The organism is Streptosporangium sp. NPDC005286 (assembly GCF_040607515.1).
Lineage (GTDB): Bacteria > Actinomycetota > Actinomycetes > Streptosporangiales > Streptosporangiaceae > Streptosporangium.
Genome location: NZ_JBEXGU010000040.1, coordinates 46575 through 64010, shown reverse-complemented (window position 1 = coordinate 64010; position 17436 = coordinate 46575). Strand labels below are relative to the sequence as shown.

The 17436-nt window shown below is 70.0% G+C and carries 14 protein-coding genes; 10 read left to right on the top strand and 4 right to left on the bottom strand.

What is annotated here, in order from left to right; translation table 11 throughout:
- From ABZU75_RS17315 to ABZU75_RS17285, 7 genes are all read left to right on the top strand, one after another.
- A partial coding sequence (locus ABZU75_RS17315; RefSeq protein WP_355554993.1) for an ATP-binding cassette domain-containing protein occupies positions 1-397 on the top strand: 397 nt, incomplete at its 5' end.
- A gap of 31 nt (positions 398-428) precedes the next feature.
- Positions 429-1346: a glutamate ABC transporter substrate-binding protein gene (locus tag ABZU75_RS17310; protein ID WP_355554991.1), complete on the top strand. Its 918-nt coding sequence runs from the start codon at positions 429-431 to the stop codon at positions 1344-1346.
- On the top strand, positions 1346-1990 hold the full coding sequence (locus tag ABZU75_RS17305; RefSeq protein ID WP_355554989.1) for an amino acid ABC transporter permease: 645 nt from the start codon (positions 1346-1348) through the stop codon (positions 1988-1990). Before ABZU75_RS17310 ends, ABZU75_RS17305 begins: the two co-directional genes overlap by 1 nt.
- A gap of 94 nt (positions 1991-2084) precedes the next feature.
- Entirely contained in the window at positions 2085-2912 is an 828-nt protein-coding gene (locus ABZU75_RS17300; protein WP_355554987.1) for an amino acid ABC transporter permease, read from the top strand.
- A complete protein-coding gene (locus ABZU75_RS17295; RefSeq protein WP_355554985.1) occupies positions 2905-3855 on the top strand; it encodes an asparaginase in 951 nt (316 codons plus the stop codon). Before ABZU75_RS17300 ends, ABZU75_RS17295 begins: the two co-directional genes overlap by 8 nt.
- Positions 3852-4598, top strand: coding sequence for a copper homeostasis protein CutC (locus ABZU75_RS17290; protein WP_355554983.1), 747 nt, complete (start codon positions 3852-3854; stop codon positions 4596-4598). The genes ABZU75_RS17295 and ABZU75_RS17290 overlap by 4 nt, the downstream gene beginning before the upstream one ends.
- 364 nt (positions 4599-4962) lie before the next feature.
- Entirely contained in the window at positions 4963-5487 is a 525-nt protein-coding gene (locus tag ABZU75_RS17285) for an SPW repeat protein (RefSeq protein ID WP_355554980.1), read from the top strand.
- A gap of 264 nt (positions 5488-5751) precedes the next feature.
- On the opposite strand, the gene ABZU75_RS17280 is transcribed toward ABZU75_RS17285, so the two are convergent.
- The 3 genes from ABZU75_RS17280 to ABZU75_RS17270 all read right to left on the bottom strand — a co-directional run bounded on the left by ABZU75_RS17280 (position 5752) and on the right by ABZU75_RS17270 (position 7670).
- Positions 5752-5931, bottom strand: coding sequence for a hypothetical protein (locus ABZU75_RS17280; RefSeq protein ID WP_355554978.1), 180 nt, complete (start codon positions 5929-5931; stop codon positions 5752-5754).
- Positions 5932-6198: 267 nt separating this feature from the next.
- Complete coding sequence (locus tag ABZU75_RS17275) at positions 6199-6441, bottom strand: DUF6343 family protein (protein ID WP_350918791.1); 243 nt, start codon at positions 6439-6441, stop codon at positions 6199-6201.
- Between the two features lie 347 nt (positions 6442-6788).
- Entirely contained in the window at positions 6789-7670 is an 882-nt protein-coding gene (locus tag ABZU75_RS17270) for a hypothetical protein (protein ID WP_355554976.1), read from the bottom strand.
- Positions 7671-7841: 171 nt separating this feature from the next.
- On the opposite strand from ABZU75_RS17270, the gene ABZU75_RS17265 reads away from it, so the two are divergent.
- Together ABZU75_RS17265 and dhaL are read left to right on the top strand one after the other, a co-directional pair.
- Positions 7842-8840 carry a dihydroxyacetone kinase subunit DhaK gene (locus ABZU75_RS17265; RefSeq protein ID WP_355554974.1) on the top strand — a complete coding sequence of 333 codons (999 nt, stop codon included), beginning with the start codon at positions 7842-7844 and terminating at the stop codon, positions 8838-8840.
- A gap of 152 nt (positions 8841-8992) precedes the next feature.
- Positions 8993-9610 (top strand): dihydroxyacetone kinase subunit DhaL, encoded by a 618-nt coding sequence (gene dhaL / locus ABZU75_RS17260; RefSeq protein ID WP_350954585.1) that lies wholly within the window; start codon positions 8993-8995, stop codon positions 9608-9610.
- A gap of 127 nt (positions 9611-9737) precedes the next feature.
- Here the strand turns inward: dhaL and ABZU75_RS17255 are convergent, their stop codons facing one another.
- Positions 9738-10307, bottom strand: a complete 570-nt coding sequence (locus ABZU75_RS17255; RefSeq protein WP_355554971.1) for an HD domain-containing protein — start codon at positions 10305-10307, stop codon at positions 9738-9740.
- A gap of 208 nt (positions 10308-10515) precedes the next feature.
- Between ABZU75_RS17255 and ABZU75_RS17250 the strand changes: the two genes are divergently transcribed.
- Positions 10516-17415, top strand: a complete 6900-nt coding sequence (locus tag ABZU75_RS17250) for a SpvB/TcaC N-terminal domain-containing protein (RefSeq protein ID WP_355554969.1) — start codon at positions 10516-10518, stop codon at positions 17413-17415.
- Positions 17416-17436: the final 21 nt, after the last annotated feature.

The following is a 17436-nucleotide window of genomic DNA, read 5'->3' as shown; positions in this document are numbered from 1 at the left end:
CGAGGCCGAGGCGTCGGCGCGGGATCTGCTGGCGCGCGTCGGCATCGCCGAGCAGGCGGGAAAGCTGCCCGCGCGGCTGTCCGGTGGGCAGCAGCAGCGGGCCGCCATCGCCCGCGCGCTGGCCATGCGGCCCAAGGTGATGCTCTTCGACGAGCCCACCTCCGCACTCGACCCGGAGATGGTCGGTGAGGTACTGGACGTGATGGTCCAGCTCGCCGCCGACGGCATGACCATGGTCGTCGTCACCCACGAGATGGGCTTCGCCCGCAGGGCCGCCGACCGCGTGGTCTTCATGGACGCCGGCCAGATCGTCGAGACGGGCGAGCCCGGCGCCTTCTTCGAGGCTCCTCAGACAGACAGGGCCAGGGACTTCCTGGCCAAAGTTCTCACTCACTGATCGAAAACGATCGAAAAGGATGGTGGGCCCGATGGTGTCCATGAAGCGGCTGGCCGCTGTCGCCGCTGTGTCCATGCTCGGCCTCTCGGCCTGTGCCGGTACGGACTCGGGAAGCCCGGCCGTACCAGGTGAGGCCAAGGGCGGCGACCTGATCGCCTCGGCGCCGGTCGCGGCCGCCGCGGACATCCTGCCCGGCTCCACGATGGAGAAGATCAAGCAGCGCGGCGAGCTGATCGTCGGCGGGTCGCTCGACGCGCCGCTGCTGTCGCAGCAGAACCCGACGACCGGCGAGGTCGAGGGGTTCGACGCGGACATGGGCAAGGCGCTCGCCAAGTACATCATCGGCGAGCCCAAGGTGAAGATCGTCAACTCCGCCTCGGAGACTCGCGAGGCGCTGCTCGGCAACGGCACCGTGGACGTCGTCTTCCAGACCTACACGATCACCCCGGAGCGGGCCGAGCAGGTCTCCTTCGCCGGACCGTACTACTCCTCCGGGCTGAGCCTCGCAGTCAGGAAGGGCACCACGGGCATCACCAAGCCCGAGGACCTGAACGGCAAGACCGTCATCGCCGGAGCCAACACCCCGGCCATCCCGGCGATCAAGAAGCTCGCCCCGCAGGCCAAGATCGTGACGTTCGGCAGCGACCCCGAGTGCATGCAGGCCCTCAAGCAGGAACGCGGCGACGCCTACGTCCAGGATGAGACGCTCCTGGTCGCCAACGCGCAGAAGGACTCCTCGATCCAGGTCGTCGGCAGCCCGTTCACCACCGACCCGTACGGCATCGGCCTCAAGCACGGTGACGACCAGTTCAAGAAGTTCGTCAACGACTGGCTGAAGAAGATCCAGGCCGACGGCCTCTGGCAGAAGACCTGGAAGCAGTCTCTCGGCACGGTCGTGCAGGGCGAGGCTCCCACCCCGCCGCAGATCGGATCGGTGCCGGGGTCCTGATGTCCGCCCTCCTGGATCACCTGCCCGAGTTCTGGCAGGGGCTGGTCGTGACCCTCCAGCTGACCGCGGCGTCCTTCGTCGGCGCCGCGGTCGTGGGGCTCGTGATCACCGCCATGCGGGTCAGCCCGGTCGGCGTCCTGCGCGGGATCGGCACGGCCTACGTGGAGACCTTCCAGAACCTGCCACTGCTGGTGCTGCTGGTGCTCGCCGTCTTCGGCCTGCCCGAGATCGGCCTCAAGGCCGACCTGCTGGTGACAGCCATGATCGTCATCGCGCTCTACGAGGCCGCCTACATCGCCGAGGCCCTGCGCTCCGGCGTCAACGCGGTCTCCGCGGGGCAGGGCGAGGCGGCCCGCGCGCTCGGGCTGACCTTCGGCCAGTCCCTGCGCCACGTGGTCCTGCCGCAGGCGCTGCGCACGGTGATCCAGCCGGTCGGCAACATCTTCATCGCGCTGACGATGAACACCTCGCTCGCCGCCGCGGTCGGCGTGGTCGACCTGACCGCCGCGGCCAACCGGGTGAACCTCACAGAGGCGCAGCCCATCCCGATCTTCGTCGGAGCCGGCCTGGCCTACGCGCTGATCGCCGCCTGCGCCGGGTTCGTCACCGGGCGGCTCGAACGACGGCTGGTGGTGATCCGGTGAGCGTACTGTCTCCCGACGGCGCGGTGAGTGTCCGGGCCCCTGGCGGGCCGGTCGCCGCTCAGACCGCGGGCTCGGGCGAACCGGCGGTGGTCCGGTGAGCAACCTGCTCTTCGACCAGCCGGGGCCGCGCGCCCGCCGCAGGATACGGATCGCGACCGCGGTGGGGGCGGTCGCGGTGCTGGCTCTGCTGGCGCTGGCGGTGCGCCAGTTCGCCGCCAACGGCCAGCTCGACGCCGACCGCTGGTCGCCGTACGCGACCTGGCCGATGTGGCGCTATCTGCTGAACGGGCTGTGGGCCACCGCGCTCGCCGCCGTCGTCTCGGCCGCGCTGGCGATGGCCGCCGGACTGGCACTGGCCCTCGGGCGGCTGTCGCGGCGCAGGTGGGTACGCGTGCCCGCCGCAGCGTACGTGGAGGTCGTGCGGACCATCCCGGCGCTGCTGCTGGTATACGTCGTGCTGTTCGCGCTGCCCCGCTACGGGCTGGACCTGCCGCTGTTCTGGAAGCTCGTGGTGCCGCTGGCGGTCTCGAACGCCGCGGCGTTCGCGGAGATCTTCCGCGCCGGGGTGCTGTCCGTGGAGCGCGGCCAGGGCGAGGCCGGGCTCGCGGTCGGGCTCACCCAGGGCCAGACCATGCGTCTGATCGTGCTGCCGCAGGCGGCCCGGCGGGTGCTGCCCTCGATCGTCAGCCAGTCGGTCGGCCTGCTGAAGGACACCTCGCTGGGCTTCGTGGTCAGCTACGCCGAACTGCTCTACAGCGGCAAGGTCCTGGCGACCTACAACGGCCTGCTCATTCAGACCTACATCGTCGTCGCGCTGATCTACCTGGTGGTCAACGCGTCGCTGTCCAAGCTCGCCCGTACCCTCGACGCCCGTGACACCCCGGGGGCCCGCCGGCTCAGAAGGAGACCCGCCCGTGCCTGAACTCGTCCCGCTCGCGGAGGTGGTGCGCTCCGGATTCGTGGAGAGCGTGCACTTCGGCAGCGCCGTCGCCCTCGCGCCCGACGGCACCGTGGCCGTCGCCAGGGGAGCGGTCGGCGCGCCGGTGCTGCCGCGCTCCTCGGCCAAGCCGTTCCAGGCGCTGGCCTGCCTGCTGTCCGGGGCGGACCTGCACGGCCCCGGCCTGGCCATCGCCGCGGGCAGCCACACCGGTCAGGACTTCCACGTGCGACTGGTCGCCGAGATACTCGCCGGGGCCGGGCTCGGCTTCGAGGCCCTCGGCTGCCCCGTGGACTGGCCGGAGGACGAGGCCACCCGGCACATGCTGATCCGGGCGGGCCTGACGGCCTCGCGCGAGCGGATGAACTGCTCGGGCAAGCACGCCGCGATGCTCGCCGCGTCCGCCGCGTCCGGCTGGGAGACCGCCTCCTACCTGGACGCCGACCACCCCTTGCAGCGGCGGGTGCGTGCCGTGACCGAGGAGCTGTCGGGGGAGAAGGCGGCCCATGTCGCCGTCGACGGGTGCGGCGCCCCGCTGTTCGGGCTGTCGCTGACCGGGCTGGCCCGGGCCGTACGGGCCCTGGTCGTCGCCGAGCCGGGGACCGCGCCGCGGGCGGTCGCCGACGCGATGCGCGAGCACCCCGAGTACGTCGGTGGGACCGGGCACGTGAACACCTCGCTGATGCGGGCGCTGCCGGGGGCGGTGGCCAAGGGCGGGGCCGAGGGGGTTCTCGTCGTCGCGCTCGCCACCGGGCACACGGCGGCCGTCAAGGTCATCGACGGGAGCCCGCGAGCCACAAGCGCGATCGCGCTGGCCGCGCTCAGGGCGGCCGGCGGGGACGTCGCACCGGCGGCCGGCTTCGCGAGTGTTCCGGTGCTGGGCGGGGGCCTACCAGTCGGTGAAATCCATGCTTTGGAGGAAAAATGAGTCTTACCTATGAAATCTGCATTGACAGCACCGCCGGCGCGCTCGCGGCCGAGCAGGCCGGGGCGCACCGCGTCGAGCTGTGCTCGGCCCTCTTCGAAGGGGGCCTGACCCCGACCCTCGGCACCGTCGAGGCGACCCTCGCGGCGGTCTCGACGATCCGGGTCCACGTGATCATCCGCCCCCGGGGCGGCGACTTCATCTACGACGAGTACGAGGTCGCGGCCATGGAGCGCGACGTGGCCACGGTCAGGGACGCGGGCGCGCAGGGCGTGGTGATCGGGGTGCTGACGCCGTCAGGCGAGGTGAACGTCGAGGTGGCCAAGCGCCTCATCGATGCGGCCGGGGGCCTCTCGATCACCTTCCACCGGGCCTTCGACATGACCGCCGACCCGTTCGCCGCCCTGGACACCCTCGCCGCCCTGGGCGTCGACCGGGTTCTCACCTCCGGCCAGGACGTCACCGCCCTGGAGGGCGCGCCGCTGATCGCGTCCCTGGTCGAGCGGGCAGGCGACAGCCTGATCGTCATGCCCGGTGGCGGCATCACGCCCCGCAACGTGCACCGCGTGGTCGAGGCGACGGGAGCCACCGAGATCCACTTCGCCGCCCTGGTCGACGCGCCCAGCCCCGCCGTCTACCGCAACCCCCACCCGTTCATGGGCGGGGAACTGCGCCAGCCCGAGTACAGCCGCCTGATCACCTCTCCGCGCCTGGTCTCCGAGGTGATCGCCGCCTCTGGTACCTGACCTCCACCTCCGCCACCTGGATGTCAAGCCACCAAGTGGCTATCCCCGGCGTGGTGACCAGGGGTTGAGCACGACGTACGGATGAGCGCGCTGTGCCCGTTTTGGGCGGTAGGCGGACTGCGGTAGTCGCTCAGCCTGGCGGTGACCGGCTTGTAGAGCATGATGAACGTCCTGGGGCGCCGTGTCCCGGTGGCGGCGGGGTGCGCTGGACGGGGGCGGCCACTGGATCGCCCCTGTCCAAAGGATTTCATTAGTTAGATTTGTCATTCTTTGGGCTGTTTGGAGCTTATGTCGGGTATACCGGTAGAAATTCGCTTTCGCATGAAATCGAATTTCGCATGAAAACCGGAAGGGGGCATGGGTCATGATGAGACCCGCAAGCCTGGAGCAACACCCCGATCTCATGGAGATGCGGGCGAGGTACGAACGGGCGGGCTCCAGTTCGGTGGCGCAGGTCATCGACGGACTGGGCCTCCTGGCCGGGCTGTACCTGGCGATCTCTCCATGGGTGGTCGGTTTCAACGGCCTGTCCAGGCTCACCGTCAGCAACCTCGTCACCGGCCTCGTGGTCGCCGCCCTGGCCCTGGGGCTCGCGTCCGCCTACGGCCGGACGTACGGGATCAGCTGGGTCGTGCCGATCATCGGAATCTGGACCATCATCTCTCCCTGGGTCACCGGCTCGGCGACGACGGCGAACATCTGGAACAACGTCGTCACCGGCGTCATCATCTTCCTGCTCGGGCTGGGAGCGGTGGCGGTGGGCTCCAAGAGAATGCCCGGCATGGGACACAAGGGAGACATGTCCCACCGAGGAGACATGCCACACAGGACAGACATGCCCAACCGGCCGGACATGCCCAACCGGCCGGACTTCCCCAACAGGCCATAGGTGGATGTGGCATCGGTGCGGCGGCGAAGGACCGCCCCGCCGATGCTGTACGGGACCTCCGCCTTCAAGCCGCCCCCGTTCTGACCGCCTCCGCGAGGGGCGGCGGGGGTGCACAGTCCAAAGCAGCGACATCTACCCGAGTCCCGCCAGGGAAACGACCTCACCGCGACAGCGGCCCAGCCTGGCCGGGGATAGCGGTGGTGGTGCTGTATCCAGATGAGCCCGGCCCCGACCGGGCTTCCGTCATCTTCGATCCGGCGGGGGTCAGGAGACGAGCTCGCGGTCCAGGTAGGCGCGAAACTCCCTGACCTGGATGGTCGCGCTGTACGGTTCAAGCCGGTCGGAGAATTTCCGGATGCGCCCGACCAGCCGAGGCGAGGTCAGTGATCTGGCCATCGGGATGGCCGTCCGCGCCGAGTCGATGGCCTGTTCCAGCTCACCCAACCTCAGATAGGCATCGGCAGATAGGCATCGGCGGCGCTGACCCGGCTGAGCTGGTCCTGGTCCGCGAACTCTCCCGGGGGCACTGCCGCGCCTACGCCACGACGACCTTCGCCACCGAAGCACCGGCCAAGGCCATCGCCTTCGCCCTGCCGACCCTTTCGGGCATCCGCCTGACCTGCCCGCCGCCGTTGCGCCTGGGCCGCCGTTCAGTCCGTCTCCAACTCACGGACCCCGCTGACACGGCCGAGCGCGCCCAGGACGGATGACCTACTCGAAGAGGGTGTGCCGCTCACCGCGCCGACGTCTCCGTACGATCCGGATCCCGACCACCACGATGTCCACGACGGCGATGGCCGCCAGCACGGCCAGGGCCACGGCGAGCGCGGTGATCCCTGCCTGTGTCGCGAAGACCGCCAGAGCCGTACAGACCACCAGCCCGAAGATCGCCAGAGCGAGCCGCAGGTTCAGCGCGCTCTTCGGATGGTCATGCGTTCCCGGCTGCTCCTTCATGAGACCACCTCCGGGGCAATATCGATCTCCCCACCTGCCCATACCTGTGCAAGGAGGCATCTCCCAGCCCTTACCCAGGACATCCCGGATAACCCGCGGCATCATGGTCTTCACCCCGATTTTGCAGCAGACCTCCCAGGTTTCCCGCACTACCGGAGGTCCACTGCAAAACAGCACCGGATTCCCTCGGGCAACCAGGCCACCGACATGTGCGTTTACCTTGGGTCTCCATCGCCCCTACGAGGCGACCCTCGACCGTTCACGGGCCCCGGTGAGCCCGGCGACCGGCAGAGACCGCCAGGAGTGCTCTAAAAGGGGCCGGGTACAGACATCGCGCCGAAGACGGCTCACGGTTCGGCGGGGGTCGACGTGGAGGGCTCATCGGGGGTGAAGCGCCAGTATCCGTACGGGTTGAAGAAGAAGCTGTCTTCCTCGTAGCCAAGGCACGGGTGTCTTTCCATGATCCATCGCGGGCCGTCGGGGGTGGACCGGTAACCCTCGCCGTCGCTCATCTCCCGCGCCCGCCGCTCGGTCAGCAGGTAGAGCGCCACCTCGTCGATCAGATCCACGACTTCGCCGACCAGCGTCGCGGGCAGCGGTTTCCCCGCGGGCGACCCGATGTCGATCTGCACATCGGGTGCGCCCAGCAGATGCATACCGCAGCTCTTCAACAGGATGCCATCCAGAAGCGGCCGTTTGACCCAGGCGTGGAAGAGGATCACGGCCAGCATTTCCCGATCCCTAGCCTCGGCCGCCCGATCGGCCAGGGTGAGCCACCGCTCCCGGCCGTGCGCGAGACCGCTGCTCTCGCCCTTCGCGGCCGTGGCGCCGGAGCGCAACAGCGCGGCCGTCACCGCCAGCATCCGCCGCGAGACGTCGAACGTTCTGTCCCACACCTCCTCGAAAACCCCGTCACCATGACCGACCATCACTCTTCGATGGAGATCGAACGCGTTGTTCTGCCTCATCGGCGGCGACAGCACGTACACCACCGAATCGTGTGTCTCCACCGCCCCCCAGTCGGATTCGGTGAAGGAGACGTTCGCCAGGGAGGCGTCAAACGACCGGGGCATCCGCGGATCGTGAGCCTGCTGAAAGCGCTCCAGGTCGACGCTGAAGCCGGGCCCCCCGACCTCTGCGACGACCTTCTCCACCACGTCGAAATCCAGACCCGAGCCGAGCACGCAGAGCACGTGGCGTGGGTACACCTCATAGTTTTGCCGGAACATGCTGGCGAAGGTACCGAAACCCACCGACAAAACATACCTGGCCGATCACATGCTTCGGGGCTCGGGTACGCACCAGGCTGGACAAGGCGGACAGCAGAGACTGATCTCCGGGGACGTCGGGGGTCTGAAACCGGGTAGGAACAGAGCGTTCGCGACGCAAGGAGGGGCCAGGTGGCCGCACATCAGCTGGTCAACGACCCGCAGGAGATCGTCGGCGAGGCGCTCGAAGGGCTGGAGCTCAGCCAGCGGGGGCGGCTGCGCTGGAACCGCGACCCCAGCTTCGTCATCAGGGCCGATGACCGGCGGCCGTACAAGGTGGGCGTGCTGTCCGGCGGCGGCTCCGGGCACGAGCCCCTGCACACCGGTTTCGTGGGGTACGGGATGCTGGACGCCGCGGTGCCGGGAGCCGTCTTCGCCAGCCCCACCGCGATCCAGATCCAGGCGGCCACCGAGGCGGTCGACGACGGCCGGGGCGTCGTCCACGTGGTCAAGAACTACACCGGCGACGTGCTGAACTTCGCCATCGCCGCCGAGGTCTCCGGCGGCATCCGGACCGAGACCGTGCTCGTCGACGACGACCTGGCCACCGACACCTCCGTCGAGGGCGGCCCGGGGCGGCGGGGCACCGCCGCCGTCGTCGCCGTCGAGAAGATCTGCGGCGCCGCCGCCGAGCGGGGCGCCGACCTGTCCACGGTGGCCGCGCTCGGCCGCCGCGTCGCGGGCAACGCCCGGACCATGTCCCTGGCCCTGCGGGCCTGCACCCACCCCGGCCAGTCCGTACCCTCGTTCGACCTGGAAGTGGGCCAGGTCGAGTTCGGCGTCGGCATCCACGGCGAGCGGGGAGTCCGGAAGATCCCCGTCGCCCCCGCCGACGAGCTGGTGGCCGCGCTGACCGAGCCGGTCGCCGACGACCTCGGGCTGAGCAGGGGCGACGCGGTCTTCGTGATCGTCAACGGCCTCGGCGCCACCCACCAGCTGGAGCTCCTGACCGCCTACCGGCAGGTGACCCGGCTCCTCGACGCGCGAGGGGTGACGGTCGCCCGGCAACTGGTGGGCTCATATGTCACCGCCCTCGACATGGCGGGCTGCTCGGTCACCCTGATCCGCGCGGACGAGGAGCTCGTCGGCCTGTGGGACGACCCGGTGCGCACCGCGGCCCTCACCTGGTGACCCGCCCACGGCTCCGGCGGTCGGCGACGGTCACCTGACCGGCCCCGCCCCGGCCCGGTTCTCCGCATATGGAGCATCGTCGCAGGTCAGCCACCCTGTGAGACCGAATCGACCGGCCTCGCGTCCCGTCCCGGTACTCGAAGGAGAAACCCATGAACGACCTCGAACCCCAGGCCGTACTGTCGTGGATCGAGCGGTTCATCATCCGGATCGACGACCGGGTTCAGGAGTTGACCGAGCTGGACCGCCGCAGCGGGGACGGCGACTTCGGCACCAACATGGTCACCGCGCTCACCAGGGCCAAGGCGAAGCTCTCCCCCGCCCCCGCCGACGCCGGGGCGCCGTTCTCCAGCCTCTCGACGGCCTTCCTCGAACACTCCGGCGGCACCAGCGGGCCGCTGTTCGGCATGTGGTTCCGCGAGTTCGCACTGGCCGGGCAGGGCAGTCCGGCCTTCACCACGGCCCTGCTCGCCGACGCCGCCAGGAACGGGGTGGCCACGGTCCGCAGGCTGGGCTCCGCCTCCGTGGGCGACAGGACGATGGTCGACGCCATGGCCCCGGCGGCGGACTCCCTGGCCGAGGCCGCGGGGAACGACGTCCCCGCGGTGGAGGCACTGCGGTCGGCGGCGGAGGCGGCCCGCGCCGGAGCCGACTCCACCTCCTCGATCACCGCCCGCCGGGGCCGGGCCAGTTACGTCGGCGAGGCCGCCCTGGGAGCTCCCGATCCCGGAGCCGTCGCGGTCGCCCTGTTCTTCGAGTCCGCAGGCTGACCCACTTATCGTCCGCACAAGGATCCGGAGCCGCGACCCCTGAAATCTTCAGCTCGGCCGTACGACGAGCCGGAGTCGGCGTCGCACGGAACGCGCCCCTCCGGGACCGGGTCCGAGGCGGCGCGGGTCAGCCCTGGGACACCGCCGCTCCCGCTTCCACACCGCGTACGAGCGCGAGCGCTGCGCGATACTCGTCGACAAGCGGGTGCAGGGGCAGCTCCCGCAGCACGTCTTCGAGTGCGGTGAACCGTTCGAGCTGGGCGTCGCGACCGCGCGAGAACATCGCCCACGGATCACCGTGGTCCCGGGCACAGACGATCGACATAAAGTTGTCGATCTTGTCGGCCAGGCTGATCGCCTGCGCCTCCCACGGCTTCTCGGTGAAGTGCTCCAGGTACTGTCGCTTGCGTTCCTCCCACGGGAGCGACCTGTCCTGCTCGGTGACGTGGTCAACCAGTTCCGCCACCCGAGGCCCGAAGAGGTCGCGCACCTGCTCGATGGTGGCCTCGGTGTCCTCGACGGTGTCGTGCAGCACCCCGGCGGCGACCACCTCGGTGTCGAAGCCGTGCCGCGACAGGATGGCAGCGACCCCCGCCAGGTGACTGACGTAAGGCACGGCCACCCGCGGATACTTACGCAGTTGAGTCCGGTGCCACACGGCGGCCTGGTCGAGGGCTCGTTTGAGAAGAAGGTCCATACGACAGGCTCCTATCACGACCACCCGGACGTAAACGTACATGATCGCCGATCACGCCTCCCCCGTGACCCCGAGCCCGCCGCCCCACCCGATCCTCAGACCGTACCGCGGCCTGGACCGGAGCCCCGGCGGCTGTGATCCTTGCGGTGTGGCCGGCCGTGGCGACGCGCCGTAGCCGGCCGGACCGCCCGCCGAGGCTGGAGCCGCCATGAGTGATGCCGCGCACGCGCCGACGCAGATCATCTCGTTGCCGCAGGGCGGCGGGGCCGTCAAGGGCCTGGGCGAGAAGTTCTCCCCCGACCCGCACACCGGAACCGGCAACTTCGCGGTTCCGCTCGCGGTGCCGGCGGGCCGGAACGGCTTCGAGCCGAAGCTCGATCTCGCCTACAGCACGGGCGCCGGCAACGGCTGGTTCGGTCTGGGCTGGGGTCTGAGCGTCCCCGGCGTCTGCCGGAGGACCTCGCGGGGCGTCCCTGTCTACGACGACGACCGGGACACCTTCATCCTGTCCGGCGTGGAGGACCTCGTGCCCGTCGAGCGCGTCCCCGGTGGCCCGGACCGCTACCGGCCCCGCACGGAGGGGTTGTTCGCGCGCATCGAGCACCACGCCGCGGACGGGTCGGACTTCTGGGAGGTCGCCGGCAAGGACGGCATGGTGAGCAGGTACGGCACGGCCCGCCCGCCTTCGGCGCCACCGGACTGGCGCGACCCGGCGGCGGTCATGGACGGGCCGCGGCGGATCTTCGCATGGAAGCTGACGCGGACCCGCGACCCCTTCGGCAACCTGATCGAGTACGACTACGTCCAGGACGAGGGCGAAGGGGACGGGCACCGCTGGAACCAGCCGCTGCTGCGGCGCATCCGCTACGCCGACTACGACGACGCGGGGCGGACCGCGTTCCTCTGCGCGGTGACGTTCGACTACGAGGACCGCCCCGATCCCTTCTCGGACTACCAGGCGGGCTTCGAGATCCGGACGACGCTGCGGTGCCGCTCCATCACCGCCGCCGTGCGCCCGGGCCGGGACCTGCCGGTCCGTCGATACGAGTTCGCGTACGAAGCCGACCCCGGCAACGGGGTCTCGCTGCTGCGGTCGCTCGCCGTGGCCGGCTTCGACGACTCCGGCGCCGAGCGGCGGGACCTGCCGCCGCTGCGGTTCGGATACACGCGCTTCGCCCCGGAGGGACGCGGCTTCGAGCCGGTGCGCGGCCCGGACCTGCCGCCGGTCTCGCTCACCCGCGGCGACCACGAGCTGGCCGACGTCACCGGCGACGGCCTGCCCGACATCGTGGAGCTCAACGGCACGGCCCGGTACTGGCGGAATCTGGGCGGCGGCGTGTTCGACCGTCCCCGCACGATGGGATCGGCCCCGGCCGGGCTGCGCCTGTCGGACCCGGGCGTGCGACTGCTGGACGCCGACGGCGACGGGCGCGCCGATCTGCTGGTGACCGCCCCGGGCCAGGCAGGGTACTTCCCGCTGCGGTTCGACGCCACCTGGGGCCCGTACCGGCCCTATGCGACGGCGCCGACCTTCAGCCTGGAAGATCCCCAAGTCCGGCTCGCCGACCTGGACGGCGACGGTGTGACGGACGCGCTCCGATCCGACGGCCGCCTGGAGTGCTTCTTCAACGACCCGGAGCGGGGCTGGACCGGCCCTGTCCGGGCGCCGTCGGACCTTCCTCTGATCGACTTCGCCGACCCGCGGGTGAGACTTGCCCGTATGACCGGCGGCGGCCTGCAGGACCTCGTCCTGATCCACAGCGGTGACATCTCCTACTGGCCCAATCTCGGCCATGGCCGCTGGGGCCCCCGGCTGCGGATGCGCGACAGCCCGCGCCCGTCGTATCGGTTCGATCCGAGGCGGCTGCTGCTCGGCGACGTCGACGGGGACGGCCTGGCCGACCTGGTTTACGTCGGCGACGACGAGGTCACCGTCTGGATCAACCGCAGCGGCAACGGCTGGAGCGACCCCTTCGTCGTCAAGGGCACTCCCGCCCCCGGCGACGCCGACGACCTGCGGATCGTCGATCTGCTGGGCACCGGCGCCGCCGGGGTGCTGTGGAGCCGCGACGCCGGGCGGAGACGCCCGCCGATGTTCTTCCTCGACCTCACCGGCGGGGTGAAGCCGCGGCTGCTGGCCGAGATGGACAACGACATCGGCGCGATCACCCGGGTGACGTACGCTCCCTCGTCCCGATTCGCCCTCGCGGACTCCGCGCGCGCGGCGACACGGTGGCGCACGACCCTGCCGATCGTCGTCCCGGTCGTGGCCGGCGTCGAGGTGATCGACACGGTGTCGCGCGGCAGGCTCACCACCGAGTACCGCTATCACCAGGGCCACTGGGACAGCCGCGAGCGCGAGTTCCGCGGCTTCGCCTGCGTCGAGCAGCTGGACACCCAGTCATTCGCCGGATACGACGGCGTCGTCGACCGCGTGGCCTTCTCGCCGCCCACGCTGACCCGCACGTGGTTCCACGTCGGCCCGATCGGCGACGAGGACTGGTCGGAGCCGGACTGGAGCTTCGGCTACTGGGCCGGGGACCCGAACCTGCTCAGGCACACGGAGGGCGTCGAGCGATTCCTCCGCACCCTCCCCGGCCGCCGGTCCCGCCGGGACGCGATCAGGGCCCTGCGCGGCAGCGTGCTGCGCGCGGAACTGTACGCCCTCGACGACACCGAGCGGCGGCATCGCCCGTACACCGTCACCGAGACCGCGTACGAGCTGCGCGAAGAAGCCGCGCGGGTGTATTTCCCTTTCACCGTCGCCCAGCGCACGACGCAGTGGGAACGCGGCGACGATCCGATGACCCACGTCGGGTACACGCGGGACTACGACGCCTTCGGCCAACCGCGCAGTCAGACCTCGATCGCCCTTCCGCGACGGTCTGCCCGGCGCCGCCCGGTCACCGCCGTGGTGGTGGGAAAGTTCGATCCCGACGAGACGCATATCCTGGCCACTCAATCGCGCACCTCCTACGCCTTCGGGGTCACCGTCCACGATCGGGTCGCCCAGACGTGGACCTATGAGCTGGTCGCGCCCCCCACTGTCATGGAATCGGCGCCTGCGGACGTCCGCGCGGTGCTGCGCGACCAGCTGTCGGCCGCCCGGGCCGCGCAGCAACTGTTCCACCATGCGGCAAACATCCACCTTATCGGGCATATCCGGCATCACTATGACGGGGCAGCATTCGCCGGCCTTCCGGTCGGGCAGGCCGGGCAGTTCGGCGTTCTCTCCCGCAGTGAGGTGCTCGTCTTCACCGGCGAATTGCTCGACCGGGCGTACGGCGAGGCCCGCCCGGCGTATCTCGGTGGCCCGGCGCCGCTTCCGCAAGGGGCACCCTCCGGATTCGGCACCGCGCTCGGCTTTCACGCGGAGACCGACGGCTTCTACGCGGACACACTGCGGCAGCGCTATGACTTCCAGACGCCGGGGCGGCCCCCGCACGGCCTGGTCATCGGTGTCCAGGATCCGCTGGGGAACGAGACAGAGATCGAGCTGGACGAGTTCTCCCTGTTCCCCGCCAAGGTCCGCGATCCCGCCGGACTGGAGACCAGCGCGGAGTACGACTACCGATTCGGCGGCGTGCGCCGGGTGACCGATCCGAACGGGCACTCCACCGTCTATCGGTTCCACCCGCTCGGGCTGCCGTCTCGCGTCTTCCTACGGGGGCGCGAGGGCGAGGGCGGGACCGATGCCACGCCGGAGATCGCCTACTCCTACGACTTCCTGACACTGCCCGTGCGCGTCCGGACGGCCCGGCGGGTCCACCACGGCATGGACGAGGTCGTCGAGACCCGTGAATACTCCGACGGCTTCGGCCGTCTCGTGCAGAGGCGCGTCCAGGCCGACGAGCTGGGCTTCGACGACGTGCTGGGCGGCGGCTCGGCGATGGGAACGCGGGTGCCGGATCGCGTGGTCGTGAGCGGCTGGAAGACCTACGACAACAAGGGACAGGTGGTCGAGAAGTACGAGCCGTTCTTCGATCGAGGATGGGACTTCCAGCCGGAGGAGGACGCCAGACGCGGGTGCCGGGTCTCCCTCAGCTACGACCCGCGCGGCCGGATGGTGAAGGCGGTCTATCCGGACGGCTCTCAGACGCGGACGACCTTCGGCCGGCCGGGCGACGCCGAGCCCACACCATGGGTCCTCACCAGCCACGACCAGAACGACCTGGCACCGCTCAGCCCAGGCGCCGGTCGCGTCCCCGTTGACCACCACGACACCCCCGAGACAGTGATCATCGACGCCCTCGGCCGTACCAGGTGCACCCTCGCCCGCGCGGGGGCCGAGGTTCACGCGACGCGGACTTCCTACGATGTGCGAGGCAACGTGTTGAAGGTCACCGACCAGCTCGGCCGCACGGCCTTCCGGTACGACTACGACCTGCTCAATCGGGCGCTGCGGGTGACGGGCCTCGACACCGGGACGATGACCACCGTGTCCGACGCGGCCGGCACGGTGGTCGAGACGCGGGACAGCAGAGGCTGTGTCAGCCTCCGCGAGTACGACGCACTCAACCGCCCGATCCGGCTGTGGGCGAGGGATGTGCCCACCGACCCGGTGAGCCTGCGCCAGAAGGTCGAGTATGGCGACGCCGCGCCGGATGCCGCCGCCGCGCGGTCGAAGAACCGGCTCGGGCGGGTGTGGCGTCACTACGATGAGGCCGGGCTGCTCACCTTCGACGCCTACGATTTCAAGGGCAACGTCACCCGCAAGACCCGCCGGACCATCAGGGACTCCGCGCTGGCCGCGGGCTGGAGGGCGAACTGGGCCGCGGGGAACGCGTCGGCCGCGCTGGAATCCGACGACTACCCGGTGACCACCGCCTACGACGCGCTCAACAGGGTGATCCGCCTCCGGACTCCCGCCGGCCCGGACGGCCGGCGCACCGAGCTGACCCCTCACTACGGCCGTTCGGGTGCGCTTCAGGCGGTCGAGCTCGATGGGACGCCGTACATCCGCCTGATCGCGTACAACCCCAGGGGCCAGCGCGTCCTCATCACCTACGGCAACCAGACCATGACCCGCTACGCCTATGATCCTGCCACCTTCCGCCTGGCCCGCATGCGGAGCGAGCGTTTCACGACGTCGGGGAACACCTGGACGGGCACCGGAACGCCCCTGCAGGACCTCACCTACGAGTGGGACCTGGTGGGCAACGTCATCTCGATCGAGGAACGTGTTCCCGGGTGCGGCGTCGCTGCTCCCGGCCTGTCGCGCGACCGGTTGCTGCGAACGTTCGGCTATGACGCGCTCTACCGGCTCGTGTCGGCCACGGGCCGCGAATGCGCGACGATCCCTCAGCCCCGGCCTTTCGCCGACGCACCGCGATGCCGCACCGCCGACCAGGCGCAGGCCTACACCGAGACCTACGTGTACGACCCGGCGGGCAACATGTCATGGTTCAGGCATGTCGGGGGAGGTCGTACCTGGTATCGCCGCTTCCATCTGGATCGGGAGGGCAACCGGCTGACCAGCGTCGAGAACGGCGCCGGCAGCAGGCGGTTGACCTACGACGACGTCGGCAACCTCGACACAGAGGGCGGCATCCGGGTCCATACCTGGGATCACGCAGGCCGTCTCGTCAGGTTCGCCCAGCCCTCCACGACCGCACGCTATCTGTACGGCGCCGACGGTGTCCGGGTGAAAAAGTGGACGCGGCGGGGACCTGCGACCGACGAGAGCACCGTGTACATCGACGGGGTCTTCGAACGGCACCGCTGGACGAGGGGCGGAGGCGGCGAACACGCGCTGATCCACGTCCTCGACGGCGCCGCCAGGATAGCGCTCGTACGGCGAGGTCAGGCCCATCCCGGCGACAGAGGGCCGGGTATCCGCTTCACCCTGGCCGACCACCTGGGCAGCGCCACCATCACCACTGACGAGGCCGGGCGGTGGACGAACCGCGAGGAGTACTTTCCGTACGGCGAGACCGGCTTCGGCGGCTTCGCGCGCAAGCGCTACCGATTCTCGGCCCAGGAACGGGATCTTGAGTCGGGACTGGTCTCCCACAACGCACGGTCGTACGCGCCGGCGTTCTGCCGGTGGATCAGCTGCGACCCGATCGGCCTGCAGGGTGGCCTGAACGGTTACACGTCATTCCGGAACAACCCTTTGCGATGGGTGGATCCGGGCGGAACGCTTGACACCGACATATCGGGAACTCCCCCCACTGACGTCGCCGAACCGGCCCAGCCGCAGGAATTCTTCTACGGTCCCGTAGCGGGCACCCTAGCCGGTCCGAGGCCGTCCTCGGAGGCAGCCGAGCCTTCGGGCCCTGACACGGCGGCAGGGCGCGGCGTCATGAGCCGCGGCGGGGCGACCCTGCTCGGCGGCGGGCTGTCACTCGCCGTCGGGACGCTGATGCTGCTCGGCCCCGTGGGGTGGATCGCGGGCCTCACCGCCGCACTGCTGATCGGCGGAGGGACGGCCGCCGTAGGGCTGGGCGCCGGGCAGCTCGCCCTCTCGTACACGGGAAACACCACCGAGGCACAGGACCGCCAGCTCAACTCAGCCGGTGGAGTCCTCCTGGGCACGACGTCGATAACCGGATACGCCGGTGTCCTCACCGGTGGACTGGCCACCCGATCCATGGAAGGGATGGAGTACGGCGGCATGATCGGCGGTATGGCCGAGGGCGGCTTCTCATTGGTCCGGGGGGTAGGCGGAGTCGTCGCGGCGGAGGCGCGTTTCATGCTCCTTCGAGCGGGCTCAACAAGCCATAAGTGGGCGAATGTCCGCCCCTCGATCCAGACCGCGCTGGGGTACGGCGACGCCGCCTCCAGGGCCCGCGCCAACCCGCTGTTCTGGAACGACGTCGAGCGCATCGAGCTGTCCCACTTCTTCGCGCAGAGAAACATCCTCGGCTGGGAGTCACTGTTCAACCGTCCCTGGAACATCAAGGCGATGTGGGCCACCGATCACGCTCTGGTCGATCCCTTCCGTTTCCAGTTCACCAGCTCGTTGTTCAAGGCCGCCTATATCGGCGAGCAGCTTCAAGGAACGGCGCGACTGCTTCAGCTGGCCCCCGAGTGGATGGTGCGCGTGGCGTACGGCGCGGCGACATCGTCGTCGGCCGCCCTGCGCCATCAGAACACCGGCCAGTAGCTCACAGAGGCCGGTAGCTCA